Genomic DNA, 24,844 nt, shown 5'->3' on the forward strand with positions numbered 1-24,844 from the left:
AACTGTTTCCCCGCGCCTGAAGGCAATTCGTCGCGCCGGATTTCGCTCCCTCCACCATGCTGCGCTTGGTCCCCCTCCCCCGCTTCGCAGGGAGGATTGCGGAGGCGTCACAACTCGACGCCGCAATCCCTTAAAATCATGGGGTTTGCATGCCTCCGACACGCATTTCCTCGCCTGCCCTTCGCCGTGCGCCATCATCCCCTCCCGATCAGCGCCACGGAGGGGATTTCAGACGATTCAGACGAATTGGACTCTGTTTTTCGACAGCCCCCGTCAGGCCGCGAAGCGTCCGCCCTTGTTGGCATAGGCCTGAGTGCCGCGCGTGAAGACCTGATCCTCCGGCAGGATGGTCTCGATCGGCAGGTCCTCAGCGCCCTGCAGACGCTCATAGATCGGACCGAAGTCCCGCAGCGTGACTTCCTTCAGCTTCTCGATGCTGTCGATGACGAAATAGACCTGCTGGAAGTCGTCGATCCGATAGAGGGTCTTCATCACCCGCTCCAGGTCAAAGCCCAGACGGTTCGGGGAGGCGTCCTCCAGGCTGAAGACGCTCTCGGTCGCCGAGGAGACGATGCCCGCGCCATAGATGCGAAGGCCCTCAGCCTCCTTCATCAGGCCGAACTCGACCGTGTACCAGTAGAGCCGCGCCAGGTTCTTCAGCATCCCCAGCGACTGCGCCCGCTGCCCGCCCTTGCCATAGGCTTCCATATAGGCGGCGAAATCGGGGTCGGTCAGCATCGGCACATGGCCGAAGACGTCATGGAAGATGTCGGGTTCCTGCAGGTAATCCAGCTGATCCGGCTTGCGGATGAACTGGCCCGAGACGAAGCGACGGTTGGCCAGGTGATCAAAGAAGACGTCGTCCGGCACCAGTCCCGGCACGCAGACCACGGTCCAGCCGGTCAGGGCCTGCAGCTTGGGGTTCATCACCTCGAAGTCGGGGATGCCGCCCATGTTCAGGTCCAGCGCATCCAGCCCGCGCATATAGGCCTCGCAAGCGCGGCCGGGCAGGATCTTCATCTGCCGGGCGTAGAGGGTGTTCCAGGTCTCGTGTTCGACGTCGGTATAGGCCGCCCAGTTCTGGGGGATGGTCCAGTCGGCGGCGGCGCCTTCCGGCGGGACCTCAAAGACGTGCTCGAAATCGGACATGGGAACGCTCCTCTCGGCTCTGACGGCCGTTGCGGGCAGATTAGCGCGCTGTCGGGCCGTCGTCACGCACGTCTATTGCAGCCTTTGCGAACGCGGCGCGTGGCGGCCCTGGGCGTCGACGGTGAACCACTCCCGCTCGGCCTCGGGCGACAGGGGTTCGATCTCGGGCGTCGCCTCCAGAGCCTCCTCAGCGGCGTAGGCGATGACGCCGCCATCGGTGTCCGCGACAAGGATGCGATAGAAGGGCTGATCGCTGGCGACCACGCCCGTCTCTGCGGCCGGGCCTGCGTATCGGGCGTCCACATCCATGACCAGGCCGTGGAAGGCGTGGTCGCGATGCCGGACGATCTGTCCGAGGCCGAACCGGGCTGTGTGAACCTGGGTCATGCTTCGTCATTACGCCTCGCCGGTTGAAGCGAATGCATCGACGCCGTTCATCTCTGCGACAGAATGTCTTGGCTTGACCGCTCGGCCCGGTCTAACCTGATCGGGACGGGTGCCGCTTCGGACCGCCCACATGAAAGCTCGGCCCATGCCGGAGACCCCTGGCGCGCCTGCACGGCGCGACGCGCGGTCCCAGCCCACGAAGTCCCGCGATTCAGGGGCTTCCGGTCGCGATGCGCCCCTCTATGGCGCGCTCGACCTGGGGACCAATAATTGCCGCCTGCTGATCGCGCGCCCCGCGCGCGACGGCTTCCGGGTGGTGGACAGCTTCAGCCGCATCGTGCGGCTGGGCGAAGGCCTGTCGCACACGGGACGGCTGGATGATCGCGCCATGGATCGGGCCTATGACGCCCTGGCCCTGTGCGCCGAGCGCGTGGCCCGCAAGGGTCTGGACGCCAGCCGACTGACCGCCGTCGCCACCCAGGCCTGCCGCGCCGCCGACAATGGCCCGGCCTTCATCGAGCGGGTGCGTCGCGGCACCGGGCTGAAGCTCAAGATCATCGACCCGGCGGAAGAAGCCGGTCTGTCGGTCGCCGGCTGCCTCAACCTGTTCGATCCCAGGGCCGAGGCGGTGCTGGTCATCGACGTCGGCGGCGGCTCGACCGAGCTGTCATGGATGACGCGCGGCGCGCGCGGCTTTGAAAGCAAGGGCTGGATGTCAGCGCCGCTCGGCGTCGTCACCCTGGCCGAGCGCCATCCTGAACCGGCTGGCGACACCGAGGCCTGGTATGAGGCCATGGTCGCCGATGTCGGCGCCGCCCTGGCCCTCGGCGGCCCTAGCGACGACGCGGTGCGCCAACTGTTCGAAAGCGGCCGGGTGCATATGGTCGGCACCTCGGGCGCCATCACCAGCCTGGCCGGCATCCATCTGGGCCTGCGTCGCTATCAGCGCGATCTGGTCGACGGGCTGTGGATGACGCGCGCCGACTGCGAGGCGGCGGCGGCGCGGCTGAAGAACCTCGGTCCGGCGGGTCGGGCGGCGGAAAGTTGCATCGGACCCGACCGCGCCGACCTGGTGCTGGCGGGCGCCGCCATCCTGGAGGCCGTGCAACGCGCCTGGCCGTGCGAGCGCGTCCGCGTGGCCGACCGGGGCCTGCGCGAGGGTCTGCTGCTGCAAAGGATGCGCGAAGACCGCCAGAAGCCCCGCCGACGCCGTCGTCGGGGGCGTTCCCATGCTCAGACGGGCAATCAGGCGGGCGACGCGCCGGCCACCTGAACCGGCAGGTCGATGTCGCAGACCGAGAAGTCGGCCCCCTTGGCCTGACGCGCCGCATCCGCCAGGGCGCGGAACTGCGGCGACGCCGTATCCAGCACCCGCGCCGTCGGCCGCTCGGCCTCGGGCAGGTCCGACGCCACGCGCACCCGCGTCATGCGATCCGGGTCGGTGACGATGCCGTCCGGGTTGGGGCTGAACTTCAGGGCGCGCACCACGTCCAGGCCGGAAATCACCCGCCCCCAGATGGTGTAGCGCTTGTCCAGCGAGGGATAGGGCTGGCGCATCAGGAAGAACTGGCTGTTGGCGCTGTCCGGCGCCTCGTCGCGCGCCATGCCCGCGACGCCGGGGCAATAGAGACCCCAGGCATGGACCTTGTGATCCCCCGTCGTGGCCATATAGGCGTCAGGCTGGGTCTGGACCGGCAGGGAATGGAGGAAGCCCAGCAGAGCCCCGGCGGGCGCCGCCACCGGCGTGAACGGCGTCTGGCCGTCGCGGCGGAAGGTGAACTCGGCCTTCAGGTCAGGATGGAAGCTCTGACCCTCGCCGCTACCCAGCGGATCGCCGGTCTGGGCCATGAATTGATCAATGACCCGGTGCCACAGCAGCCCGTCAAAAAAGCCCTTCCCGGCCAGAAGACGTATGCGCTCGACATGGCCCGGCGCGACCTCGGGGGCCAGTTCCACCAGGACGCGGCCCTTGCTGGTGTCGATCACCAGCAGGTTCTCGGCCGGAACCGCGCGCCACTCGTTCGCCGTGACCGGGGCCATGACCGGGGCGGTTGGCGCGGCCGCGGGGGCCGGCTCCTGCGCCCAGGTCGCCCCGGCCGCCAGTATCAGGACGGACGCCGCCGCCACACCCATTGAAACGCGCATTCTGCCCCTCCCCTGAAGTCGATGATTAGCCGCCCGTGACCTGCACGACCGGCTGCACGTCGCAGATGCCGAACCGTGCGCCGCGTTCGGCGCGCGCGGCCTCCACGGCGGCGTTGAAGGGCGCCGAGCCCGGCACGGCTACCCGCACCGTCGGGCGCTGCCCCTCCGGCAGGGCAGAAGCCAGTTGCACCTTGGTCATGACGTCGGCGTCAGGGCCGACCGCGCCATCCCTAGCGTCGTCGCCCGGTTTCAGCGCCTTGACCACGTCCAGCCCTTGAACCACGCGGCCGAAGGTGGTGTAGCCGCCGTTCAGGTTGTCGTTCTGACCGCTCATCAGGAAGAACTGGCTGTTGGCGCTGTCGGGCGATCCCGCGCGCGCCATGCCCGCCACCCCAGGGCAGAACAGACCGCCGGCGCCGACCTTGAGGTCAGCGGTGACGAACATCTGGGCGTCCGGCTGGGTCGTGACGGGCAGGCTGCCCATGATGCCGCGCAGGCCTGGGCCGCTGTTCTCGACGGCGGCGAAGCCGCTATCGCGGCCACGGCGGAACTCGAACTCGCCCTTGACGTCAGGCAGGTCGCTGCCGCCGGCGCCCGTGCCTTCGGGATCGCCGGTCTGGGCCATGAAGTTCGGAATGACGCGGTGGAACTTCAGCCCGTCATAGAAGCCGCGGTTGGTCAGGGTGCGGATACGCTCGATATGATTCGGCGCGGCGCGCGGCTCCAACTCGACCAGGACGCGGCCTTTGGAGGTGTCGATCACCAGCAGGTTTTCGGGCGAAACCGTGCGCCATTCAGAAGCGGTCTGGGCGACAGCGCCGCCCGCGATCATCGAGACCGCAGCGGCGGCCAGAAGCATCTTGAAGGTCATTCGTAATCCTGAAATCTAGCGCTGCACCTTGGCGCGCACCTGGGCGGCGACCGCCGGGCTGACGAAGCTTTCGATCGCACCGTCCAGACGGGCGATCTCCTTCACCAGCCGCGAAGCAATGGCCTGATGGCGCGGATCGGCCATCAGGAACACGGTCTCTATGTCGCTGTTGAGGCGCTGGTTCATCGCCGTCATCTGGAACTCGTATTCAAAGTCCGCGACCGCGCGCAGGCCGCGGACGATGACGTTGGCGTCCACTTCCTCGGCGAAATGCATCAGCAGGCTGCTGAAGGGACGCACCTCGATGTCGGCGTTGAAGCGCGCGACCTCGGTCTTCAGCATCTCGACGCGTTCGGCGGTCGAGAACAGCGGCCCCTTGTCGTCGTTCTGGGCCACGCCGACGACCAGCCGGTCGACCAGCTTGATGGCCCGCCCGATGATGTCCATGTGGCCGTTCGTGACCGGGTCGAAAGTCCCCGGATACAGTCCGATGCGCATGGCCTTCGCCTCCCCGCGTTTCGACCCGTTTAGCAGGTGCGAAATCAACGGCCTAGATTTTCTGACGCGGGTTTGATCGCCAGGCGGCTTCGATATGCCGAGAAAAATCCCCTGCGCCGCCAAACTGATGCGCGCCGATGGCGGCGATCACAGCGGCCGGGGTGGCGCTGTTGCAGAGAAAAGCGCCGTCGAGGTCAGCCAGATCGTCAAGGATCACAGGCCGCACATGCTGCTTCACCCCTGCCCGGTCCAGCCCCTGCTGGATCAGCGCCTGGGCGACGCCCTCCAACATCGGCGCCTGAGGCCAGACCACCTCGCCGCCCCGCCAGAAACCGATGTTCCAAAGCGACCCCTCGGAAATCCGGCCGTCAGGGCCTGTAAACAGGGCGTCGTCGAAACCCGCCTGTCGCGCCAGGCGCCGCGCCCGCAACAAACCGAAGGTCGCGGCGTGCTTCAGGTGGGCGGCTTCTCGCCCATAGACCTGAGGCTGCAGCCGCACGCCGCCCGCCAAGGGCGCGGGAGGCGTGAAGACGCCGACCATGACCTTGGGCGCACCGATCCAGTGGGGCTCGCGGGTCCAGACCTCGGGCGAGAACAGGCTGACACGCAGCCACGCCTCCTGCCGATCTGCAAGGACCGAGCGGATCAGGTCGCGCAAACGGCCCTCGCCTACGCCCTCCCCGAACAGCTCCAGAGCCGAGGCCTCAAGCCGCGCGAGATGGAGGTCCAGACCGCGCACCGCGCCGCCCTCGACGCCGAAGGAGGTGAAGGCGCCATAGTTGAACAGTGCGTGATAGGTCAGATCCGCCTGTGAGGCGGGCTGGCCGTCGACCCAGAGTTCATGGACGACGGCCATGCGGGCTCAGCCCTCGCCGCCCTCATCGGCCACGGCGTCGTCCGCGCCGTCATCGTCGCCGCCCGAGTCGGGCAGGCGTTCGACCGAGACGACCTTCTCGTCCTTGCCGGTGCGGAAGATGGTCACGCCCTGGCTGGAACGGCCCACGATGCGGACCTGGCCGACCGGGGTGCGGATCATCTGGCCGCCGTCGGTAACCAGCATCAGATCGTCCGACTCCTCGACCGGGAAGGCCGCAGCCAGACGCGTGCCCGCGCGGCCGCCCAGGCCATGGGCCGTCAGCCCCTGTCCGCCACGACCGGTGCGGCGATACTCATAGGCCGAGGACCGCTTGCCGAAGCCGGTTTCGGTGACCGTCAGGATGAACTGCTCGGCCGCGCCCAGTTCGGCGATGCGCTCGACGGACAGGGCGGCGTCGCCCACCTCCTCGTCGTCCGCTTCGACCACGGCGACCTCTTCGTCCGCGTCCGCGCCGGCCAGGGCCTTGCGCATGGCGTTGGCGTGCTTGACGTAGGCGGCGCGTTCTTCCGGCGAGGCGTCCACCCGGCCCAGGACGGCCATCGAGATGACCTCGTCGTCGCCTTGCAGACGGATGCCGCGCACGCCGGTCGAATCCCGGCCCTTGAAGACGCGAACATCATCGGCCTTGAAGCGGATGGCCCGGCCCAGTTGGGTCGTCAGCAGGATGTCGTCGTCAGCGTTGCAGAGGGCCACCCCGACCATGCGGTCGCCGTCTTCCAGCTTCATGGCGATCTTGCCCGCGCGGTTCACCGTGGCGAAGTCGCTGAGCTTGTTACGCCGCACGTCGCCCGACTTGGTGGCGAACATGATGTCGTAGTTGTCCCACTCGGACTCGTTCTCGGGCAGCGGCAGCACGTTCATGATGCTGTCGCCCGGCTCGATGGGCAGCAGGTTGACGAAGGCCTTGCCGCGCGACTGCGGGTTGCCCAGCGGCAGACGCCAGGTCTTCAGCTTGTAGGCCTTGCCGTTGGTGGCGAAGAACAGAACCGGCGTATGGGTCGAGGCCGAGAACACGCCCGTGATGGCGTCCTCGTCCTTCATGGTCATGCCCGACTTGCCCTTGCCGCCGCGGTGCTGGGTCCGATAGGCGTTCAGGGCCACACGCTTGACGTAGCCGCCGTGGGTGACGGTGACGACCATGTCCTCGCGCGGGATCAGGTCCTCGTCCTCCATCTCGGCGTCGCCCTCCCCGATCAGGGTGCGGCGCGGCACGGCGAACTGATCGCGCACCACCAGCAGGTCTTCGCGGATGATGGCCAGGACGTTGGCGCGATCCGACAGGATGGTCAGGTGGCCCTGGATGGTGTCGGCCAGGCCGCGCGCCTCGCCGAAGATGTCGTCGCGGCCCAGGCCGGTCAGACGCGACAGGGTCAGGGCCAGGATGGCGCGGGCCTGTTCGTCGGTCAGGCGGATCTTGTCGCCCTCGACCAGGACCGTGCGCGGATCGGCGATCAGCTCGACCAGGGCCATCATGTCCCCGACGGGCCAGGCCTTGGCCTGCAACCGCTCGCGCGCCTCGGCCGGGTCGGCCGAGCTGCGGATGATGTGGATGACCTCGTCGATATTGGCGACGGCGACGGCCAGACCGACCAGGACGTGGCCGCGGTCGCGGGCCTTGGCCAGCTCGAACTTGACGCGGCGGACGATCACTTCCTCACGGAACTCGAGGAAGAGCTCCAGCAGCTTGCGCAGTCCCATCTGCTCGGGGCGGCCGTGGTTCAGCGCCAGCATGTTGACGCCAAACGAGCTTTGCAGCGCCGTATAGCGGAACAGCTGGTTCAGGATGACGTCGCCCGAAGCGTCGCGCTTCAGCTCGATGACGATCCGCATGCCCTGACGGTCGGACTCGTCGCGGACGTCGGAAATGCCTTCCAGACGCTTTTCGCGCACCATTTCGGCGATGCGTTCGATCAGGGTCTGCTTGTTCACCTGATAGGGCAGTTCGGTGATGACGATGGCGTCGCGATCCTTGCGGATCTCCTCGACCGAAGCCTTGCCGCGCACGATGACCGAGCCGCGTCCGTCACGCAGGGCGTTGCGCGGCGCGGTGCGGCCCATGATCTCGCCGCCCGTGGGGAAGTCGGGACCGGGCACGATGTCCAGCAGGGCCTCGTCGCCCATGTCGGGGTTGTCCAGCAGCGCCACGGCCGCATCGACGACTTCGCCCAGGTTGTGCGGCGGGATGTTGGTCGCCATGCCGACGGCGATGCCGCCCGCGCCGTTGACCAGTAGGTTGGGAATCCGCGCCGGCAGGACGACGGGCTCCAGCTCCTTCTCGTCGTAGTTCGGTTGGAAATCGACCGTGTCTTTTTCGATGTCGGTCAGCAGGGCCACCGCAGCCGGGGCCATCTTGGCCTCGGTGTAACGCATGGAGGCCGGCATATCGCCGTCGACCGAGCCGAAGTTGCCCTGACCGTCGACCAGCATCAGCCCCATCGAGAAGGGCTGCGCCATCCGCACCAAAGCCATGTAGACCGAGGCGTCGCCGTGCGGGTGGAAGCGACCCAGCACGTCGCCGACGACGCGCGCGCACTTCGAATACGACCGCTCGGGCGTCATGTTCAGGTCGTGCATCGAATAGAGGATGCGACGGTGAACCGGCTTCAGACCGTCGCGCGCGTCCGGCAGGGCGCGGCTGACGATGACGCTCATGGCGTAGTCGAGGTAGGAGCGTTTCAGCTCGTCCTCGATCGTGATGATGGAGATGTCGCCGGGCGCCGAAGGTGCGGCGTTGTCGTAGCTGTCGTCGGTCAAGGAAATCAGGCTTTAAATGGCCGGAATCGGAACGTGATCCGCTGTTCCGGTTTCTAGCATCCGGGGGCCGTTGTGGCAAAGAAACGCCGCTGATATCCCCATGCCCAAAAGGATAGGAAAACCATGCGTCTGACCCTCGCCGCACTTACCGCCGTCGCCGCGACTTCGCTGCTCGCCGCCAGCGCTTCCGCACAGAGCCATGATCATGCCGCCATGGGCCACGGCGCTCATGCTCAAGCGGCCGCCGTCGACCATTCCGCCATGATCCCGCGCGCCACGCCGGGCCAGACGGGACAGGCTGTGATTATCAACGGCGCCGGCGCGGAAATCGGCAAAGCGACGCTGACGCAAGGCGCCACCGGCTTGCTGATCAAGGTCGAGGCTGCGGGCCTGACGCCCGGCTGGCACGGCATCCACATCCACGCCACGGGCCAGTGCGCCGCCCCCTTCACCTCGGCCGGCGCCCACATCAACCACACGGACCCGAAGACGCCTCATGGCCTGCTGAACGCTCAAGGCCCGGACGACGGCGACCTGCCCAACCTCTTCGCCGCCGCTGACGGCTCGGCTCACGGCGAGTTCTTCACCACCAAGGCCCGCATCAGCCAGGACGGCCCCGGCCAGTGGCTGTGGGACGCGGACGGCTCGGCCCTGGTGATCCACGCCAACCCCGACGACCACAACAGCCAGCCCATCGGCGGCGCGGGCGACCGCGTGGCCTGCGCGGTTCTCAGCGCCCACTAAGCTCGGATCAGACCTTGGCGGGGGCGCCGGCGCGCAGGCCGCGCTCCCCCAGGGCGACCGTCACCACCCCGATCAGGGCGATGGCCACACCGGTCAGGATCTGCGGCGTCAGCACGTCGCCCATCCACAGCCAGCCGATCAGGATGGATACCAGGGGCGAGCCCAGCAGATAAGGCGTCACCCGCCCCGCCTCGCGCCTCTGCACCAGCCAGAAGACCAAGCTGGTCGCGAACACCGACGAAATCAGACCGGCCCAGACCAGGGTCCCCCAGACGACGGGCGGCGCGATCTGAGCCGCCTCCCACTGTCCCGTCTCGAACACCAGCGATCCAATCGTCAGCGCGGGGAAGGCCATCAAGGCCAGCAGCCCCTGCATCTTCAGCGGCGGGATAGAGGTCGTCCGCCGCGCGATCACCGTCGTCAGCGCCCAGGCCGAGGCGCCCAAGGCCCCGACCGCAATCGCCTTCCAATCCTGCAGGGCATGCGGGTCCAGCGTCATCCACGCCACCCCGACGAAGGCGATGACTAGGCCGATGGTCGCCATCCTCGAAATCCGCTCGCCCAGCAGCAGGAAGGCGAACAGCGAGGTCAGCGGAATCCACAACTGGGTCGCCACCGTCACCGGGCTGACGTCGTGGGCCAGCCAGAAGGCCAGATAGATCAGCCCATAGTGGATCGGACCGCCCACCACGGCGATGATCAGCAGGCTCTTCCAGTTCGGGAAGGGCGGCCGCACGAACCAGACCAGACAGGCGGCGGCGATCGCAAAGCGCAAGGCCCCCACCATCAACGGCGGCATGACCTCGGTGGCGATCTTGGCGGCGGCGTTGTTGATGCCCCAGATCAGCATCACCGCGATGATGGCGCCGATCTCGAGCAGGCTGAGCGGGGAATGACGTTGGCTGGACACCGCGACCTGATGCCACAGCCGGGCGCGAAAGGCCCGTCACGTTCGATGACCGCTCTTTTCCGTCGCGCCGGCCCTAGTCTTCGCCCGACGGGATGCTATGCCCCGCCCCTTCGCGAACTCGAGGCATATCGATGACCCGCACCCTGGCCGCCCTGATGATGACCGTCGCCGCCTTCAGCGCCGCGCCCGCGCTGGCGCAGGTTGGCCGGGGGCCGACCGCCGTGGTCTCGCCTCAGCCCCTGCCCATCGACAACAGCCGCCCGCGCGTCTTCCTGGGCGGCAGCATCGACATGGGCGGCGCGCCTGACTGGCAGGCGGCGATGACCTCGGCCCTGGCCGACATGGACGTGGTGATCCTCAATCCCCGCCGCCCCGACTGGAACCCCGAGTGGCGTCCCGAGGCCGACGAACCCGAGTTCCGCCGTCAGGTCGAGTGGGAACTGGCCGCGCTGGAATCCGCCGACGTCATCGTCATGTATTTCGCGCCCGGCACCCAGAGCCCCATCAGCCTGCTGGAAATGGGCCTGCACGCGCGCGGCGGTAAGCTGATCGTCTTGGCTCCCGAGGGCTTCTGGCGCAAAGGCAACGTCGACATCACGGCCCAGGCCTATGGCGCCAAACAGGTGCAGTCCCTGCCTGAACTGACCGCCGCCGTCCGCGAGGCCCTGAGCGCCGCCGCCGCGCAGGGCCGCTTCGCCCGCTAGAATACCGGCTTGCCCACCATCAGGGCGTAGATGCCGATCACGCCCGCAAAGGCCGGCCAACCCAGGATGAACCAGGCGCGGAACAGGCGATGATAGGCGGGCGGCAGGGGCGTGCCCGCCGCCGCCGCGCCCTCGGCCAGCTTGACCATCCGCCACTGAAACCAGACCACCGGCAGCCAGCAGGCGCCGATCAGGACATAGAGGGCGTAGGCCGCCATCAACCAGGGCTCGGTCAGGCTGTAACCTTGCAGATAAATCAGGGCCAAGCCGCTGATCGGCTGGACCACCACGGCGCTGGCGGTGAAGACGAAGTCGGCCAGGACCACGATCCGCCCGACTGAAGCCACGATGCGCGGATCTTTCGTGGCGTGGGCTCTCAGCATGAAGAAGGCGATGCCCGCCCCGGTGCCGAACAGGACCGCACCCGACAGGATGTGGACGATCTTGAGGATCAGATAGGTCATCAGCGCCGCGCGTCCGTGGCCGCCACGAACAGGCATAGGGCCATCATCGGCAGCACCTTCAGCCACGGCCCCAGCGGATCAATCCAGTAGTGCGGCAGGCTGAGCGTCCCGGCGATCAGATAGCCGACCGTCGACAGGCACATGAAGAGGGCCACGCGCGCTGTCCACGGCCGCACGAACAGGGCCAGCCCCAGCACCACGTCCAGCAGCGCGCCCCACCAGGCGATCGGCCCCGCCCAGCGCCCAAAACCGCCTTCGTGCAGGATGGCCAGAGCGCCGTTCCAGCCGGGGCCGAAGCTGATCAGGCCGGTGATCAGCCAGAACAGACCCAGCGTCAGGATCGAGATCGGGCGCACGAACCACAGCCGCGCATGCCAGACGTCCTGAACCGAGGCCGGCGTCTCGGCCAGAAAGCGCGAGAAGCCGCGAGCGCTGACGCCAAGTCGTTCAGCCCAGCCGCTATCCTGGCCCGAAACGTCAAAATCCATCTGGCGAATGGCCGTGGTGCGGATCGGCGAGGACCAGCCCAGCCGCCCCAGCAGGTCGCCGATCATCAGGGCCGGCGCCGCGAGCGCGCGCGGAACCCGGACCACCGGCGCGGGCGACAGGCCCAGCCAGCCGCGATAGAGGCCGACCGTCTCGGCCATGGTCACGGCCTCGGGTCCCGGCATGTCGAAGGTTTCTCGGCTGGGCGCGCCCGGCTTCAGCGCCGCGACGACGGCGGCGCCGAGGTCGCCCAGGGCGATGGGCCGGAAGGTCTGATCGCCGCCGACGACGGGGCTGAACAGGGGAAAGGCCGCCAGCGCCCGGATCAGGCCCGTGCCGCCAAAGGCCGCGCGATCCACCACCAGCGACGGGCGCAGGATCAGCCAGTCCAAGCTGCTGGCCTCGACCAGACGCTCGGTCTCGGCCTTGGTGCGGGCATAGGCCGTGCCCGCCGTCTCATCGGCGCCCACAGCCGAAATGTGGATCAGGCGCCGGACCCCGGCCCACTCGCAGGCCTGTATCAGGGCGCGCGGCCCCTCGACATGGGCCAGACGCGTGCTGTCCCCCGCCCCGTCCTGCAAGACGCCGACGCAGTTGATCACGGCGTCCACGCCCTCCAGCAGCGGCGCCCAGGCCTCGACCGTCGTCAGCTTGGCGAAATCGGCGGAGATCCAGTCGAACGTCGGCGCGCGCCGTGACGCCTCGACGGGACGCCGGGCGCCCGCGCGAACCGACCAGCCCGCGCGCGACAGGGCCGCGGCCAGATGCGAGCCGATGAAACCATTGGCTCCCAGAACGAGAACCCGTCCCGCGTCGCTCATCCGTCTATCCCAGAATACGGTCGTTGAGATCCGCCCCTGTGGGCGGCAGGGCGCACCAGGCCCGCCCCGGAAACCGCCGCCGATGTCGGGCTACCAAGCCATAGGCGAAGTCGCGGAGCGGTCGGGGGATCAGCCGGGCCGCCACGGCTGCGCGATAGGGAAACGGCAGAGAGGCCGCCAGATGCAGCACCCCGTCCGAACGGCTGATCGCGCGTCCGTCCTCGATCACCAGCATGGTCGAGGGGTCGTCAGGCGACAGGCCGTAGTGGACCAGCAAGGCCCGGCCCAGCACCGACTGCGTCGGCGCCAGACGAAAACGCGGACCATGCTTCAGCAGGGTCCGCGCGGAATGGGAGCAGAGGGCGCAATCGCCGTCGAACAGGACCAGCGGCCGGTCGTCCGGGAAGGACGGCACGGCCGGGTCGTCGCGATAGCTGTAAGCCCCCCGGCCCACGTCAGTCTTAGAACGGGATGTCGTCGTTCAGGTCGTAGCTTTCCTTGGGACCCGAGGGCTTGTTGGCGCCGCCGGTCGAGAAGCCCGACGAGTAGTCGTCGTCGTTGCGGCCGCCGCCGTAACCGCCGCCCTGGCTACCGCCCTGGCTGTCGTTACGACCGCCCAGCATGGTCAGCTGGCCGTTGAAGCGTTGCAGCACGATCTCGGTCGAGTATTTCTCGACGCCTTGCGCGTCCGTGTATTTGCGGGTCTGCAGCGAGCCTTCGATGTAAACGGTCGAGCCCTTCTTCAGGTAGTTCTCGGCCACCTTGACGATGTTCTCATTGAAGATGACGACCGCGTGCCACTCGGTCTTTTCCTTGCGCTCGCCGGTGGCCTTGTCGCGCCATTGCTCCGAGGTGGCGATGCGCAGGTTGGCGACGCGGTCGCCGCTATTCAGCGTGCGGATTTCCGGGTCGCGGCCCAGATTGCCGATGAGGATGACCTTGTTGACGCTGCCGGCCATGACCGATGTCCTTTTATGTTCTTGCCGTCGATCCCTAGCGGATACCGACGGAATGTTCCAGTTTTGTTCACACCCTTGCGGGCGAGAATTCTAGTTGGGGGCGACGGCGACGGGGCGGCCGTCGATCTCGCGCTGGATGGCGCCCGGAATGGCCAGACGGCCGTCCCCAGTGCGTGTCAGGGCGAAGAAGCGCTGCCCCGTCAGGGTCTTGCCGAACTTCACGCCGCCTCGGTCGATGAAGATGAACTGTCCCTGATAGGCGCCGATCATGTCGCGGTTGTTGCCGCCCATGCTGAGGAAGCGCAGGCGCATTTCCTCAAGGCGCGCGGCGCAAAACTCGATCTGCGGCTGGTCGCGAGCGACGACATTGACCAGGGGCGCGGACTTGCCGTCCTCGGCCAGGACGACATGGTAGCAGACGCCCGGTTCGGTCGGCGCCTCAAGACCCTTTTGGGCGCAGGCGGCGAGCCCCAGCCCCAGCAGACCCAGCGCGGCGACGGAAACGATCTTGCGGTTCATCGGCCCAGCTCCGGGAACTGACAGTTGCGGTCCTGCTGGGCCAGGGTGCGGAAGCGGGTGTTGTCGTTCGACTGCTCGACGCGACGCGGCACCAGACGCAGGGTGGTGTCGCCCCAGCGGCCATATTGGGCTTCGCCCGGACGGACGCAGGTGCCGGCGTAGAGGGCCTGAACACAGGCCCCCAGGCTCATGCCATTGGAAATGGCGCGCCATTCCGAACCGGTGTGACGAAGGCAGGCGGTAGCCGAGGTCGAAGCCGGCGCCTGACGGACGGGTTCGGCCGGCGAAGCGGCTTCATCGGCCGGGACGACCTCGACAGTCGGTGCGGCCGGCAGGGCCGGCGGCGGAGCGAAGGCGGCGGTCGGCGCAGCGGCCAGGGCGCCGGTGGCGTCCAGGCCCACGTCCAGGGCGCTGGTGGCCACGCCATTGCGTTTGGCGCAGTCGGCCAGGGTGGCCTGACCGACGAACTGCCCATCGACGAAGCAGCGCAGCTCGCGCGCGGGCTCCAGCGTCGGGGCTTCGGCCAGATCAATGGTCAGACCGCCTTGCGACGCCGGCGGGGCCTCGGTCGGCCCGTCGCGCCCGCCGCTGAACACCAGAGCAGCCGCCACGGCGGCGACGACGGCCAGGCCGCCCCCGACGATCAGGACTGTGCGATTGTCTTTTGGAAGGGCCATGCGGGACTCGACGCCAATGATGGCCCCAATAACCCCGGCGACGCCGCATGCGTCAACCTAAAGCGGGGATCGGCGTGATCAGGCTGTGAGTCGTGCGAGCGCGGCCTGATAATTGGCGAGCTGCGCCTGCAGATAGGCCGGCGCCTCGCCCGTAACCTTGGGCTTGGCGCTTTCCGGGTACAGCGCCCGGTAAGCGGCTCTCAACGTGACCAGCGCCTCTCCCAACTTTTCATGTGCGACCTTGACCGCCGCCGCGTCGCGCAGGTTCAGCGACTTGGGCAGATCCAGTCCGAAAGTCTTGAGGTCGTCGCTCTTGGGACCGATGTAGCCCGGCGTCAGCCCCAGACCGGCCAGGGCGTCCCGCCCCGTCTCGCCCGCTCGCAGGGTCGCGCCGCCGCGGCCGTCGGTGAAGGCGATGGACAGACGCTGCACGCCGCCCGCCGTCACCTTGGTGTCGCCGTCCATGCCGGTTGTATAGTCCATGTCGGTCTTGATCGTGACCTTGAGCGAACGACCCGACGCCGTCTCGATCTTGCGCGCCAGGGTCTGCAGCGTGTCCTTGGCGTCGATCGTCACCGCCACAGACCGACCTGTGGGCGAGGTCACATAGAAACGGTCGCCCGCGCGCAAGGCCGTGGCGTCAACCAGACGCTTGGAATCCGACTGGGGAATCTCGCCCTGCGGCAGGCCCAGCTTATCCAGGACGCTAGCGCCCCCGCTGGCGACGGCAATGGTCGTCGGCGCGGCCTGGCCGTCGGCCCCGGTCCAGGTCTGTTTCCACTCCACCGCGCCGCTCAGCGGGTCGAGGCGGGCCAGATAGCCCGAGGTCGGATCGGTCGCCTTGGCGCCGATGGGGCGGTCGGACACGCCGGTCAGCCAGACCTTGCCGTCCACGATCTTCACGTCGGCGGCGGAATCATCGCCCGCGCCCCCGTGATAGGTCAGGCGGTCGGCGGCGGAGGCCGTCAGATCCTCGGAGATCACCGCGACAAAGGCGTCCATGCCCCCGGCGTGGGCCGTGTTGATCTGACCGATATCCAAGGCGCCGTTGCGGGTCGCGCCGGCCAGGATGACCTGGCCGTCGACCACCGAAAGGCCGCTGATTTCTCCGCCGCTGGCGCTGCCTAGGTCGCGAGAGGACAACAGGGTCGGCGACCCCGTGGCGTCGATCTGGAACCGGCGCACGACCATGCGACCGTTCTCGATTCCGGCGGTGTAGAGCTTGTCGCCGTCCACGGTCATGGCCTGGACGCTGTCGTCGCCGGCCGTGCCGAATTGGCTGACGCCCGTGGCGACGGCCTTGACGGGGGCCAGGGCGTGAAGCTGGGTCTCGCTGAAGGCCTGGACATAGCCGTCCCAGCCGCCAGAAGCGGTCGCGCCCGACATGGCCGACTGCGAGCGCCCCGCCACATAGATGCGACCATCCGCGCCGAACGACACCGCCGTCGCCTCATCTGCCGCCTTTGCGCCGCGACGCTGGGTCCACTGCTCCACGCCCTTGGCGTCGAAGACGGTGACGAAACTGTCGGCCACGTTGGCGACCGCGCCCGAGGCGCCAGGCTCCAGCGCGCCGATGACCGATCCCGCCACGGCCACCCGGCCGTCGTCGCTCACCGAAATCGCATAGCCGCTGGCGGTGGATGCGGCGCCCAGGGCGCGACTGAGCACCACCTGCCCCGCCGAATCCAGCTTCATCAGGACGACGTCGCCCTGCCCTTTGATCGGCTGGTTCGCGGTGCCGGCGCTGACGTCGGCGACGATCCACATGGAGCCGTCAGGCCCGACGGCGCTGGCGCGGACGGTTTCGACGCCTTCGGGCAAGCCCGACTTGCCGATCTGACCGTTGACCGCAAAGAGCTCTCCGGTCGTGTTCCCGGCGCCCTCCTGGAATTTCAGGACGTCATGGCCGCCAGCCTTGCCCGAGCCCTGCACCACATAGACGGCGTCGGCCGTGGTGACCGGAACGAAGCTGATGGTTTCAGTCGAGACGCCTTTGAGGCTCAAGGCCCATTTATCGGGGCCCTTTGGCAGGGTGATGGTCTTGTCGCCCGACTTGATGACCTTGGGCTCCTGCGGCAACATTTCACGGCTCATCCGCGTCTGAACGCCCGCTGCCTCCAGCTTGCCGTTGATGTGGGCGACCACGGACTGCATCGTGCGCGGATCGGCGCCCATCTCGGCCAGATCGATCGCGACCGTCTTCGTGCCGCCGGTCGTCTTCACATTGATGTTGAACTTCACATCGCCCTGGAAGGCCTCGACAGGGGCGTATTCCGTGCCTGTGTGGACCGCTCCGGTGACATATTTGGCCGAATCCCGCGCCACGGCGGCGCCCGTCTGGGCCTTGGTGGCGGACTCGCCCTCCACCATGCGGATGCCTTCGAACTTGGCGTCCTTGAGATAGGCCGACAGCTCCGCCATGCCGGCGTCAAAGCGCTTGGCCAGCAGAGCCGTTTCCGACGCGCTGACGCCCTTCTGGCCCGCGCGGTTGGTGATGGATTCCAGCAGGGACAGGCCCTGGTTCAATGCAAACAGCTTGCGATAGTCGCCGGACGACTTCGTCTGCACGTCCAGCGTCGTCGCGGCTTCGTTGAAGAAACGTCGGCCGCTCAGCGCCGCACGCAGCAGATCCGACTGGGCCTGCGGCTTGACCGTCGTGCTCCACGGCGCGGTCGGCTGCTTCTTGACGGTCGAGGTCCCGACCGACGTGCCCGTGCTCGTCGGCGACAGGCCGTACATTCCAAGAAGATAGCTGTTGTCGATCACAGGCCTACGCGCTCCTCACGGCATCCTGCCACGCGCGCGGTAACGAAGTGTTTAAGATCGCCTCGGAACGGCGGGCAGCACTTCACGTTAGCCGACAGTCAAGCTCACAGGTCAGGGATCAGCCCTATGCCCTACGTGCGTTGGTTGCTCATGAAGTTGGCCAGCCTCTACGGGCTGACCCCACGCCCCGCGCAGCGCAAGCCGCCGCCGATTTCACTCGGCCACGGCGCGCCCCGCTACTTCAGATAGGTCAGCCCTTGAACAGCGACAGGATGATCTGCGGCGCCTGGTTGGCGATCGACAGGGCCTGCGCGCCCAATTGCTGCTGGACCTGAAGCGCCTGCAGGCGGGCGCTTTCCTTGGCCATGTCGGCGTCCACCAGGTTGCCGATGCCGACTTCCAGCGAGTCCATCAGCTTGCTGACGAAGGTGTTGTGCTTTTCGACCTGCTTGGACTGCGCGCCCAGCTCAGCCAGCTTGGCGTTGGCCGTATCCATGGCCGCGACGACGTCGGCCAGAGCCTTTTCGGCATTAGCCTCGGTCGTCAGGTCAAAGGCGGTCACCGGCGCCGTAAAGGTCGTCGGCGCGAGCCCCAGACCGATCAGCGACATGTCCTGACGGTTCACGGTGATGGTTTCGGTGGCGTTGACGTTAGCCAGGAAATCCAGACCGGTCAGCGTGGCGGGCGGAACGGGCCGAACGCCGCCGATCTTGCCGTTCAGGATGTTCTCGCCGTCGAAGGTGGCGTTGTCGGCAAAGGACTGCAGCGACTTGAGCAGCGACTGGAACTCGTCGTTGTAAGCCTTGCGCGTCGCCGCGGTCTGCGAGGGGTCGGCGGCGGCCGTCGCCTTTTCGCGCAGCTCGATCAACAGGTCCGAGATTTGCGCGCCGGCGGCCAGCGAAACATCGGCGAGGGACGTCGCCCGGTTCATGCTGGTCTTGACGGCGTCGAGCGCGCCCGTGTCCGCCCGCTGGTTCTGGGCGATGGCCCAGGTCGCGGCGTTGTCCTTGGCGCCCTGCACCTTCAGGCCGGTGTTCACCCGGCTCTGGGTCGCGGCCAGCTTGTTGTTCGTCGAATTCAGATTCTGGAGCGCTATGAGCGCCGAGGCATTGGTGAGAACGCTGTTAGACATGGCTTCTAGCCCCAGTTTCGATTCTGGGGGCCAGTAATGCGCATGATTCCTGAGCGTATGGTTAACGCCGCAGAAACCATGATAGCGCCGCGCGGCTAGCCGGCGGCGTTGGCGATTGAGCGACCCGGTCTCAGACCCTGGTCTTGATCAACTCCCCCGGACCATAGGCCGGGCTGTGGCGCATCTTGACGACGTCCTCGCGCGGCAACTGGCGGATCACCTCGCCCGTCACGCGGTCCAGCGTCTTGTAGATGAAGCCGTCCGGCCCCTCCTCGATCGTCAGACGGTAGCGCCCGGCGTCGTTGTCCTGGATCGGCCTTTTCGGCGGCTCGGCGCCCTGGCCCATGGCCTCGGGCGTGACGAGGGTTACGCTGGGTACTCTTGCGACATTGTCTGCCATTTCCCTGATGCGCGGTCAGGCCGCGCCCTCTGTGTCTGCCGACGTGCGAACGGGGACGAGCCGCGAGGCCCGCCCCCGACCACGTCTTGTTAGCGGAACAGGCCGAGCAGCACCGAGCTCGACTGGTTCGCGATCGACAGCGCCTGCACGCCCAGCTGTTGCTTGGTTTGCAGAGCGGTCAGCTTGGCGCTTTCCTTGGCCAGGTCGGCGTCCACCAGGTTGCCGATGCCGACTTCAAGGGCGTCCTGCATCTTGCTGGTGAAGGTCAGCTGACGGTCCAGGGACTTCGACTTGGTGCCCAGGTCCGCCAGGGTCGTGGCGAAGGCCTTGACCGCCGTGTCGACGTTCGCCGCCGTATAGGCCGTCTTCTTGGCCGCGTCGGTAGCGGCCGCCGTCCAGACGCCGGCGGCGACCGTGCCGCCGAATTCCAACGCCGTGCCAGCCGATCCACTCACGCCCTTCAGCATGAACTTACCGCCCGAGGTGTTGGTGCTGACTTGGACTTCATTGCCAGCAGTCACGGCGTCGAACAGATTGACGCCGTCGAACTTGGCGCCCGCGAGAGAGGTGTGAATCTCCTTCACGATCGCTTCGTAGTCGGCGACCAGCTTTTTGCCGTTGTCGGTAAAGGCCGTCGCGCCGCCGGCGTCGTCCTGAATCGCCACAGCCAGGCTCTTCAGTTCGTTCAGGGCGTTGGTCACGGTCTCGCCGGCCGCCAGGGCGACGTCGACGATGGATTGACCGCGTTGCAGCGACTGCTTCACCGCGTCCTGGGCGCCCATTTCTGCGCGCTGCGACGTGGCGATGGCGAAGATCGCGCCGTTGTCCTTGGCCGACGAGATCTTTTGGCCCGTGTTCACGCGGTTTTGCGTGATGCTCAGGTCGCGGCTCGTCTGGTTCAGGTTCTGCAGAGCAACCAGGGCGCCTGCGTTGGTATTGATGCTGTTAGCCATTTTGGCTTTCCTTTGTCTTTGACAATTTCCGACGCCGTTTTGGCTATCGGGAGCCTTCTGCTCGGTGTTATGAGGTGATCAGGCGGCGGCCGAAGCCGCCGCCTCCATGTTCGTTAGCGGAACAGGCCGAGCAGGATCGAGCTCGACTGGTTCGCGATCGACAGAGCCTGCACGCCTAGCTGTTGCTTGGTCTGCAGAGCCGTCAGCTTGGCGCTTTCCTTGGCCAGGTCGGCGTCCACCAGGTTGCCGATGCCGACTTCAAGGGCGTCCTGCATCTTGCTGGTGAAGGTCAGCTGACGATCCAGGGACTTCGACTTGGTGCCCAGGTCAGCAAGCACCGTCGAGAAGTTGGTGATCGCGTGCTCGACATACTGCGCCGTGCGATGGGCGGTGTTCGTAAGGTCGAACGCCACCAAGGCGCCGGCTCCGTCGGGGTCGGTGCCCGCCGTCGGGTCGATTTTACCACCGGCCGCATATGCGCCGGAAGCAGTGGCGACCGTAGATTTCAGCGTAAACTTGCCGCCCGACGTATTGGTGGTCACCTCGATCGCTGCGGCGTTAGCCTTGAACAGGTTGACGCCGTCGAAGTTGGCGCCGTCCAGTGCGGTCTTGATTTCGGAAACGATGGCGGTGAAGTCAGCGTTCAGCTTGGTGGCCGTATCGCTGCCCGTCGGCGCGTCCTGAATCGCCACAGCCAGGCTCTTCAGTTCGTTCAGGGCGTTGGTCACGGTCTCGCCGGCCGCCAGGGCGACGTCGACGATGGATTGACCGCGTTGCAGCGACTGCTTGACCGCGTCCTGGGCGCCCATTTCTGCGCGCTGAGCCGTGGCAATGGCGAAGATGGCGCCATTGTCCTTGGCCGACGAGATCTTCTGGCCCGTGTTCACGCGGTTCTGCGTGGTGGCCAGATCACGGCTGGTCTGATTCAGATTTTGCAGAGCGACAAGTGCGCCTGCATTGGTATTGATGCTGTTAGCCATTTTGGCTTTTCCTTTGTCTTTAGACATTATCCGACGCCGTTTTGGCTATCGGGAGCGTTCTGCTCGGGCCTTGAAGGTGATCAGGCGGCGGCCGAAGCCGCCGCCTCCATGTTCGTTAGCGGAACAGGCCGAGCAGGATCGAGCTCGACTGGTTCGCGATGCCCAGCGCCTGAACGCCGAGTTGTTGCTTGGTCTGCAGGGCGGTCAGCTTGGCGCTTTCCTTGGCCAGGTCGGCGTCCACCAGGTTGCCGATGCCGACTTCCAGGGCGTCCTGCATCTTGCTGGTGAAGGTCAGTTGACGATCCAGCGACTTCGACTTGGTGCCCAGGTCCGCCAGGGTCGAAGCGAAATCATTGATCGCCGTTTCGACATTGGCGGCGGTATAGCCGGCCTTCTTGGTGGCGTAGTCGGCCGTGGTCGACCAGGCCTTTGTCGTCGCATCCACCGTGCCGCCGAACAGCAGATCACTGCCGGCCGAAGCCGCGCCGTTCGCCTTCAACTCGAACTTGCCGCCCGAGGTGTTGGTGGTCACATCGACCGTAGCCGCGGCGGCGTCGAACAGGTTGACCCCGTCAAACTTGGCGCCCGCCAGCGAGACGTGGATTTCCTTGGCCAGCGCTTCGAAGTCAGCGATCAACTTCTTGCCGTTGTCGCTCCAGTCCGTCGGCGGCGAAGCATTGCCGGCGTCGTCCTGAATGGCGACCGCCAGGCTCTTCAGTTCGTTCAGGGCGCTGGTGACGGTCTCGCCGGCCGCCAGGGCGACATCGACGATGGACTGACCGCGTTGCAGCGACTGCTTCACCGCGTCCTGGGCGCCCATTTCGGCGCGCTGGGCCGTGGCGATGGCGAAGATGGCGCCATTGTCCTTAGCTGAAGAGATTTTCAGACCCGTATTGACCCGGTTCTGCGTGACGTTGAGATCACGGCTCGTCTGGTTCAGGTTCTGCAGGGCAACCAGGGCGCCTGCGTTTGTGTTGATGCTGTTAGCCATAATAGTAGTCCTTTGTCTTCGACATTTCCGACGCCGTTTTGGCTGCCGAGAGCTTTCGCTCATTTACTTGAGGTGATCAGACAACGGCCTAGACCGCGCCTTCGTGTTCGTCATTTCTTTAGCTGCGGAACAGGCCCAGCAGGATCGAACCCGACTGGTTCGCGATGCCCAGCGCCTGAACGCCGAGTTGTTGCTTGGTCTGCAGGGCGGTCAGCTTGGCGCTTTCCTTGGCCAGGTCGGCGTCCACCAGGTTGCCGATGCCGACTTCCAGCGAGTCCTGCATCTTGCTGGTGAAGGTCAGCTGACGATCCAGCGACTTCGACTTGGTGCCCAGGTCCGCCAGGACCGAAGAGAAGTTGGCGATCGCGCGCTCGACGTTGGCGGCGGTGCGATCCGTCAGCGTATCCAGATCAAAAGCGGCCGCGACCGGGGCTGTGGTCGCCGCCCCTTGGGTGGGATCAACCAGGCCGCCAGCCACATAGGCGCCCGAGGCCGTCGCAACAGTGGACTTCAGGGTGAACTTGCCGCCGGAGGTATTGGTCGTCACCTCGATCGCAGCGGCGTTCGCTGCATACAGGTTGACCCCGTCGAATTTGGCGTCGGCCAGCGAGGTCTTGATTTCAGCCACCAGGGCGGAAAAATCGGCGTTGAGCTTGTTGGCCGTGTCGCTGCCGGTCGGCGCGTCCTGAATGGCGACGGCCAGGCTCTTCAGCTCATTCATGGCGTTGGTGACGGTTTCGCCCGCCGCCAGGGCGACATCGACGATGGACTGACCGCGCTGCAGCGACTGCTTTACAGCATCCTGGGCGCCCATCTCGGCGCGCTGCGCGGTGGCGATGGCGAAGATCGCGCCATTGTCCTTGGCCGAGGAAATCTTCAGGCCTGTGTTCACGCGGTTTTGCGTGACGTTGAGGTCACGGCTGGTCGCGTTGAGATTTTGCAGGGCGACAAGAGCCCCGGCATTCGTATTGATGCTGTTAGCCATTTTGGCTGTCCTTGTGTCTTCGACATGTCCGACGCCATTTTGGCTGCCGGGAGCTTTCTGCTCGGGAAGATCAGGAGCAAGGACAGGGCCATGACGACGGCGTTATGCCGATTTCTAAATCACTGATTTTTATATGTTAGGTTTGGTAAACCATGTTCAGGACTAGGCAGATTTTGCCGGTCAGCCTCGAAATCGGCAAAATATGCCGACCGCCCGGCAAAAAATGCTGCCTTCAGGGCGCCGACATCCCTCGCCGCCCCCGTTTCTGCGCCTCCATCCAGCGGTCCTGCATCGCCCGTTCGGCGCTCAGGGCCTCGACCGCCAGTCGCCGCGCGCTGTCGCAGGCGACGATCTGGGCCCCGCGCGCCAGATAGGCGGCCTCAAGATCCGCCAGACTGGGCGCCTCTGGCAGGACCGCGAGGGCGCAAGGGCGCGTCGCCGCCTCAGCCAGGACCAGACGCGGCGGCGCAGCCGTCGAGATCGGCGGCGAGCCGGCACAGTTCGCGGTCATGAGCCCGCAGGCGATCAGACCGCACAGGGTCCAGAAAGTCGTTCGCATCCGGGGCGCTCCTCGCCTGGGTGACGGCCGCGACGGTCGCCCGTTCCACGGCCAGAATCTGTCGATGATGGGTTTCAAGACGGACCGCCTGCCGGGCCCGTCCCGCCGCTTCCAGGCGCCGCGCCTCGATGTCGGTCTCGGCCTGGATCGCCCGCGCCTGGACGGTCTCCAACCGCCTTTGTTGCAGGTCGAACGGGTCCCACCTCAGCCCGACCCCGCGCCCGGCGACGGTCACAAGCAGGACCCCCGCCCCGATCACGGCCAGCCAGCCCAGCGGCGTCAGGGTCCGTGCCAGATCTCGAGCCGTCATAGATAGGCCCTCCGATCCAGTTCGAAGTGCGGGCCGTCTTTCAGACGGGTCCAATCCCCGCCCCAGGTCAGCGGGACGCCCAGATCGCGCGCCGCCGTCTTGAAGGCCTCCGCGATGCGGCCATACAGCGGCCAGTCCCAACGCACCTGCCCTTCGATCAGGGCCGCCACATCGACCGCATGGCCGGTCAGGTGGCGCGAATTGAGGGTCCGACTGGCCCCCGCCTTCACCAGCAAGGCCTGACGGGCGGAGTCACGCAGGCCCTCGGTGACCATAAAGTCCACCTCGGTCCGAGGGATCGCCGCCTCGACCACCGCGACCAGGTCGGAATGGACGCCGCGCAAGCGGGTGCGCGAGCGTTGCGACAGATGATAGGTCATGGCCGACCTCCCGCCGCCAGACGCAGGCGAAGATTGGCCAGCATGGCGATCATCTGCTGGGCCGTGGGCGCCACCAGATAGAGGACCAGCATCAGGGCGATCAGCCCCATCAGCCCTTCGGCCACGCGCGGCAGATCGGCGGGCGCCGTCCGCCCCACGGCGCGCGCCAGCAAGCACCACAGCCCTGCGCTGGCGGCGAAGACATAGAGCCTGCGCCACAGCCATCGCCCCTCGGCCAGCCCGATCTCGCTCCGGTTGCTCTCGTTCATCCTTCATCCTCCTGATCATGGGGCGCGGCGGGCCTGCGCCAGTCGCTGCCCAGGTGGTCGAAACAGTCGTCGGGGGTCAGGCGCTCGGGCGCGGCCCAGGCCTCCTCGTCCAGCAGCTCGGGTTCCAGAATGCGGTCGAAGTATCGCGTCATGG

General features: G+C 66.8%; 29 protein-coding genes. 3 read left to right on the forward strand and 26 right to left on the reverse strand.

The features are described from left to right. Positions 1-273 precede the first annotated feature (273 nt). Together phhA and hspQ are read right to left on the reverse strand one after the other, a co-directional pair. On the reverse strand, positions 274-1,149 hold the full coding sequence (gene phhA / locus ACR9FL_RS11650; protein ID WP_436355702.1) for a phenylalanine 4-monooxygenase: 876 nt from the start codon (positions 1,147-1,149) through the stop codon (positions 274-276). A 72-nt stretch (positions 1,150-1,221) separates the two neighbouring features. Then, complete coding sequence (hspQ, locus tag ACR9FL_RS11655) at positions 1,222-1,536, reverse strand: heat shock protein HspQ (RefSeq protein WP_296175949.1); 315 nt, start codon at positions 1,534-1,536, stop codon at positions 1,222-1,224. Between the two features lie 145 nt (positions 1,537-1,681). Here hspQ and ACR9FL_RS11660 point away from each other — a divergent pair, with 145 nt between their 5' ends. Then, positions 1,682-2,809, forward strand: a complete 1,128-nt coding sequence (locus ACR9FL_RS11660; protein ID WP_296175975.1) for a Ppx/GppA phosphatase family protein — start codon at positions 1,682-1,684, stop codon at positions 2,807-2,809. On the opposite strand, the gene ACR9FL_RS11665 is transcribed toward ACR9FL_RS11660, so the two are convergent. From ACR9FL_RS11665 to gyrA, 5 genes are read right to left on the reverse strand one after another with little or no spacing between them, the layout of a single operon-like run. Further along, positions 2,782-3,681, reverse strand: a complete 900-nt coding sequence (locus ACR9FL_RS11665) for a peptidylprolyl isomerase (protein WP_436355703.1) — start codon at positions 3,679-3,681, stop codon at positions 2,782-2,784. The two genes, ACR9FL_RS11660 and ACR9FL_RS11665, sit on opposite strands and share 28 nt — an antisense overlap. A gap of 25 nt (positions 3,682-3,706) precedes the next feature. Then, positions 3,707-4,552, reverse strand: a complete 846-nt coding sequence (locus ACR9FL_RS11670) for a peptidylprolyl isomerase (protein WP_436355704.1) — start codon at positions 4,550-4,552, stop codon at positions 3,707-3,709. 15 nt (positions 4,553-4,567) lie between these two features. After that, positions 4,568-5,050, reverse strand: a complete 483-nt coding sequence (gene coaD / locus ACR9FL_RS11675; protein WP_207822191.1) for a pantetheine-phosphate adenylyltransferase — start codon at positions 5,048-5,050, stop codon at positions 4,568-4,570. A gap of 52 nt (positions 5,051-5,102) precedes the next feature. Next, positions 5,103-5,906, reverse strand: coding sequence for an aminotransferase class IV (locus ACR9FL_RS11680; protein WP_436355705.1), 804 nt, complete (start codon positions 5,904-5,906; stop codon positions 5,103-5,105). 6 nt (positions 5,907-5,912) lie between these two features. After that, positions 5,913-8,681, reverse strand: coding sequence for a DNA gyrase subunit A (gyrA, locus tag ACR9FL_RS11685; protein ID WP_436355706.1), 2,769 nt, complete (start codon positions 8,679-8,681; stop codon positions 5,913-5,915). A gap of 123 nt (positions 8,682-8,804) precedes the next feature. Here gyrA and ACR9FL_RS11690 point away from each other — a divergent pair, with 123 nt between their 5' ends. Then, positions 8,805-9,425: a superoxide dismutase family protein gene (locus ACR9FL_RS11690; protein ID WP_436355707.1), complete on the forward strand. Its 621-nt coding sequence runs from the start codon at positions 8,805-8,807 to the stop codon at positions 9,423-9,425. A 7-nt stretch (positions 9,426-9,432) separates the two neighbouring features. Here the strand turns inward: ACR9FL_RS11690 and ACR9FL_RS11695 are convergent, their stop codons facing one another. After that, on the reverse strand, positions 9,433-10,275 hold the full coding sequence (locus ACR9FL_RS11695; protein ID WP_436358152.1) for a DMT family transporter: 843 nt from the start codon (positions 10,273-10,275) through the stop codon (positions 9,433-9,435). 191 nt (positions 10,276-10,466) lie between these two features. Here ACR9FL_RS11695 and ACR9FL_RS11700 point away from each other — a divergent pair, with 191 nt between their 5' ends. Then, the gene (locus tag ACR9FL_RS11700) at positions 10,467-11,039 is read left to right on the forward strand and encodes a nucleoside 2-deoxyribosyltransferase domain-containing protein (RefSeq protein ID WP_436355708.1); all 573 of its coding nucleotides are present in this window, start codon (positions 10,467-10,469) and stop codon (positions 11,037-11,039) included. Here the strand turns inward: ACR9FL_RS11700 and ACR9FL_RS11705 are convergent. The 18 genes from ACR9FL_RS11705 to ACR9FL_RS11790 all read right to left on the reverse strand — a co-directional run bounded on the left by ACR9FL_RS11705 (position 11,036) and on the right by ACR9FL_RS11790 (position 24,842). After that, positions 11,036-11,503 carry a DUF2269 family protein gene (locus ACR9FL_RS11705; RefSeq protein ID WP_436355709.1) on the reverse strand — a complete coding sequence of 156 codons (468 nt, stop codon included), beginning with the start codon at positions 11,501-11,503 and terminating at the stop codon, positions 11,036-11,038. The two genes, ACR9FL_RS11700 and ACR9FL_RS11705, sit on opposite strands and share 4 nt — an antisense overlap. Continuing rightward, positions 11,503-12,810, reverse strand: coding sequence for an SDR family oxidoreductase (locus tag ACR9FL_RS11710; protein WP_436355710.1), 1,308 nt, complete (start codon positions 12,808-12,810; stop codon positions 11,503-11,505). The genes ACR9FL_RS11705 and ACR9FL_RS11710 overlap by 1 nt, the downstream gene beginning before the upstream one ends. A gap of 4 nt (positions 12,811-12,814) precedes the next feature. After that, positions 12,815-13,264 carry a thiol-disulfide oxidoreductase DCC family protein gene (locus ACR9FL_RS11715; RefSeq protein WP_296175964.1) on the reverse strand — a complete coding sequence of 150 codons (450 nt, stop codon included), beginning with the start codon at positions 13,262-13,264 and terminating at the stop codon, positions 12,815-12,817. Positions 13,265-13,271: 7 nt separating this feature from the next. Continuing rightward, positions 13,272-13,769, reverse strand: a complete 498-nt coding sequence (ssb, locus tag ACR9FL_RS11720) for a single-stranded DNA-binding protein (protein ID WP_296175966.1) — start codon at positions 13,767-13,769, stop codon at positions 13,272-13,274. Between the two features lie 90 nt (positions 13,770-13,859). Next, positions 13,860-14,288, reverse strand: a complete 429-nt coding sequence (locus ACR9FL_RS11725; protein ID WP_436355711.1) for a hypothetical protein — start codon at positions 14,286-14,288, stop codon at positions 13,860-13,862. Then, on the reverse strand, positions 14,285-14,965 hold the full coding sequence (locus tag ACR9FL_RS11730; RefSeq protein ID WP_296175968.1) for a hypothetical protein: 681 nt from the start codon (positions 14,963-14,965) through the stop codon (positions 14,285-14,287). Before ACR9FL_RS11730 ends, ACR9FL_RS11725 begins: the two co-directional genes overlap by 4 nt. Before the next feature lie 78 nt (positions 14,966-15,043). Further along, positions 15,044-17,731 (reverse strand): transcriptional regulator, encoded by a 2,688-nt coding sequence (locus tag ACR9FL_RS11735; protein WP_436355712.1) that lies wholly within the window; start codon positions 17,729-17,731, stop codon positions 15,044-15,046. Between the two features lie 250 nt (positions 17,732-17,981). Continuing rightward, on the reverse strand, positions 17,982-18,863 hold the full coding sequence (locus tag ACR9FL_RS11740; RefSeq protein ID WP_105563337.1) for a flagellin: 882 nt from the start codon (positions 18,861-18,863) through the stop codon (positions 17,982-17,984). 130 nt (positions 18,864-18,993) lie between these two features. Further along, positions 18,994-19,263, reverse strand: a complete 270-nt coding sequence (locus ACR9FL_RS11745; protein WP_436355713.1) for a flagellar protein FlaG — start codon at positions 19,261-19,263, stop codon at positions 18,994-18,996. Between the two features lie 89 nt (positions 19,264-19,352). After that, positions 19,353-20,216 (reverse strand): flagellin, encoded by an 864-nt coding sequence (locus tag ACR9FL_RS11750; protein WP_105563339.1) that lies wholly within the window; start codon positions 20,214-20,216, stop codon positions 19,353-19,355. 113 nt (positions 20,217-20,329) lie between these two features. Further along, entirely contained in the window at positions 20,330-21,196 is an 867-nt protein-coding gene (locus ACR9FL_RS11755) for a flagellin (protein WP_297934226.1), read from the reverse strand. Between the two features lie 115 nt (positions 21,197-21,311). Then, a complete protein-coding gene (locus ACR9FL_RS11760; RefSeq protein ID WP_297934144.1) occupies positions 21,312-22,187 on the reverse strand; it encodes a flagellin in 876 nt (291 codons plus the stop codon). A gap of 118 nt (positions 22,188-22,305) precedes the next feature. After that, positions 22,306-23,172, reverse strand: coding sequence for a flagellin (locus ACR9FL_RS11765; protein WP_436355714.1), 867 nt, complete (start codon positions 23,170-23,172; stop codon positions 22,306-22,308). Between the two features lie 232 nt (positions 23,173-23,404). Continuing rightward, on the reverse strand, positions 23,405-23,683 hold the full coding sequence (locus tag ACR9FL_RS11770) for a hypothetical protein (RefSeq protein WP_436355715.1): 279 nt from the start codon (positions 23,681-23,683) through the stop codon (positions 23,405-23,407). Then, positions 23,616-24,041 (reverse strand): hypothetical protein, encoded by a 426-nt coding sequence (locus ACR9FL_RS11775; protein WP_436355716.1) that lies wholly within the window; start codon positions 24,039-24,041, stop codon positions 23,616-23,618. Before ACR9FL_RS11775 ends, ACR9FL_RS11770 begins: the two co-directional genes overlap by 68 nt. Beyond that, entirely contained in the window at positions 24,038-24,421 is a 384-nt protein-coding gene (locus tag ACR9FL_RS11780) for a M15 family metallopeptidase (RefSeq protein ID WP_436355717.1), read from the reverse strand. Before ACR9FL_RS11780 ends, ACR9FL_RS11775 begins: the two co-directional genes overlap by 4 nt. Beyond that, a complete protein-coding gene (locus tag ACR9FL_RS11785; RefSeq protein WP_296173840.1) occupies positions 24,418-24,690 on the reverse strand; it encodes a hypothetical protein in 273 nt (90 codons plus the stop codon). The genes ACR9FL_RS11780 and ACR9FL_RS11785 overlap by 4 nt, the downstream gene beginning before the upstream one ends. Continuing rightward, on the reverse strand, positions 24,687-24,842 hold the full coding sequence (locus ACR9FL_RS11790; RefSeq protein WP_296173844.1) for a hypothetical protein: 156 nt from the start codon (positions 24,840-24,842) through the stop codon (positions 24,687-24,689). The genes ACR9FL_RS11785 and ACR9FL_RS11790 overlap by 4 nt, the downstream gene beginning before the upstream one ends. Between the last annotated feature and the right edge of the window lie 2 nt (positions 24,843-24,844).

The organism is Brevundimonas sp. CEF1 (assembly GCF_051353055.1).
Taxonomy (GTDB): Bacteria; Pseudomonadota; Alphaproteobacteria; order Caulobacterales; family Caulobacteraceae; genus Brevundimonas.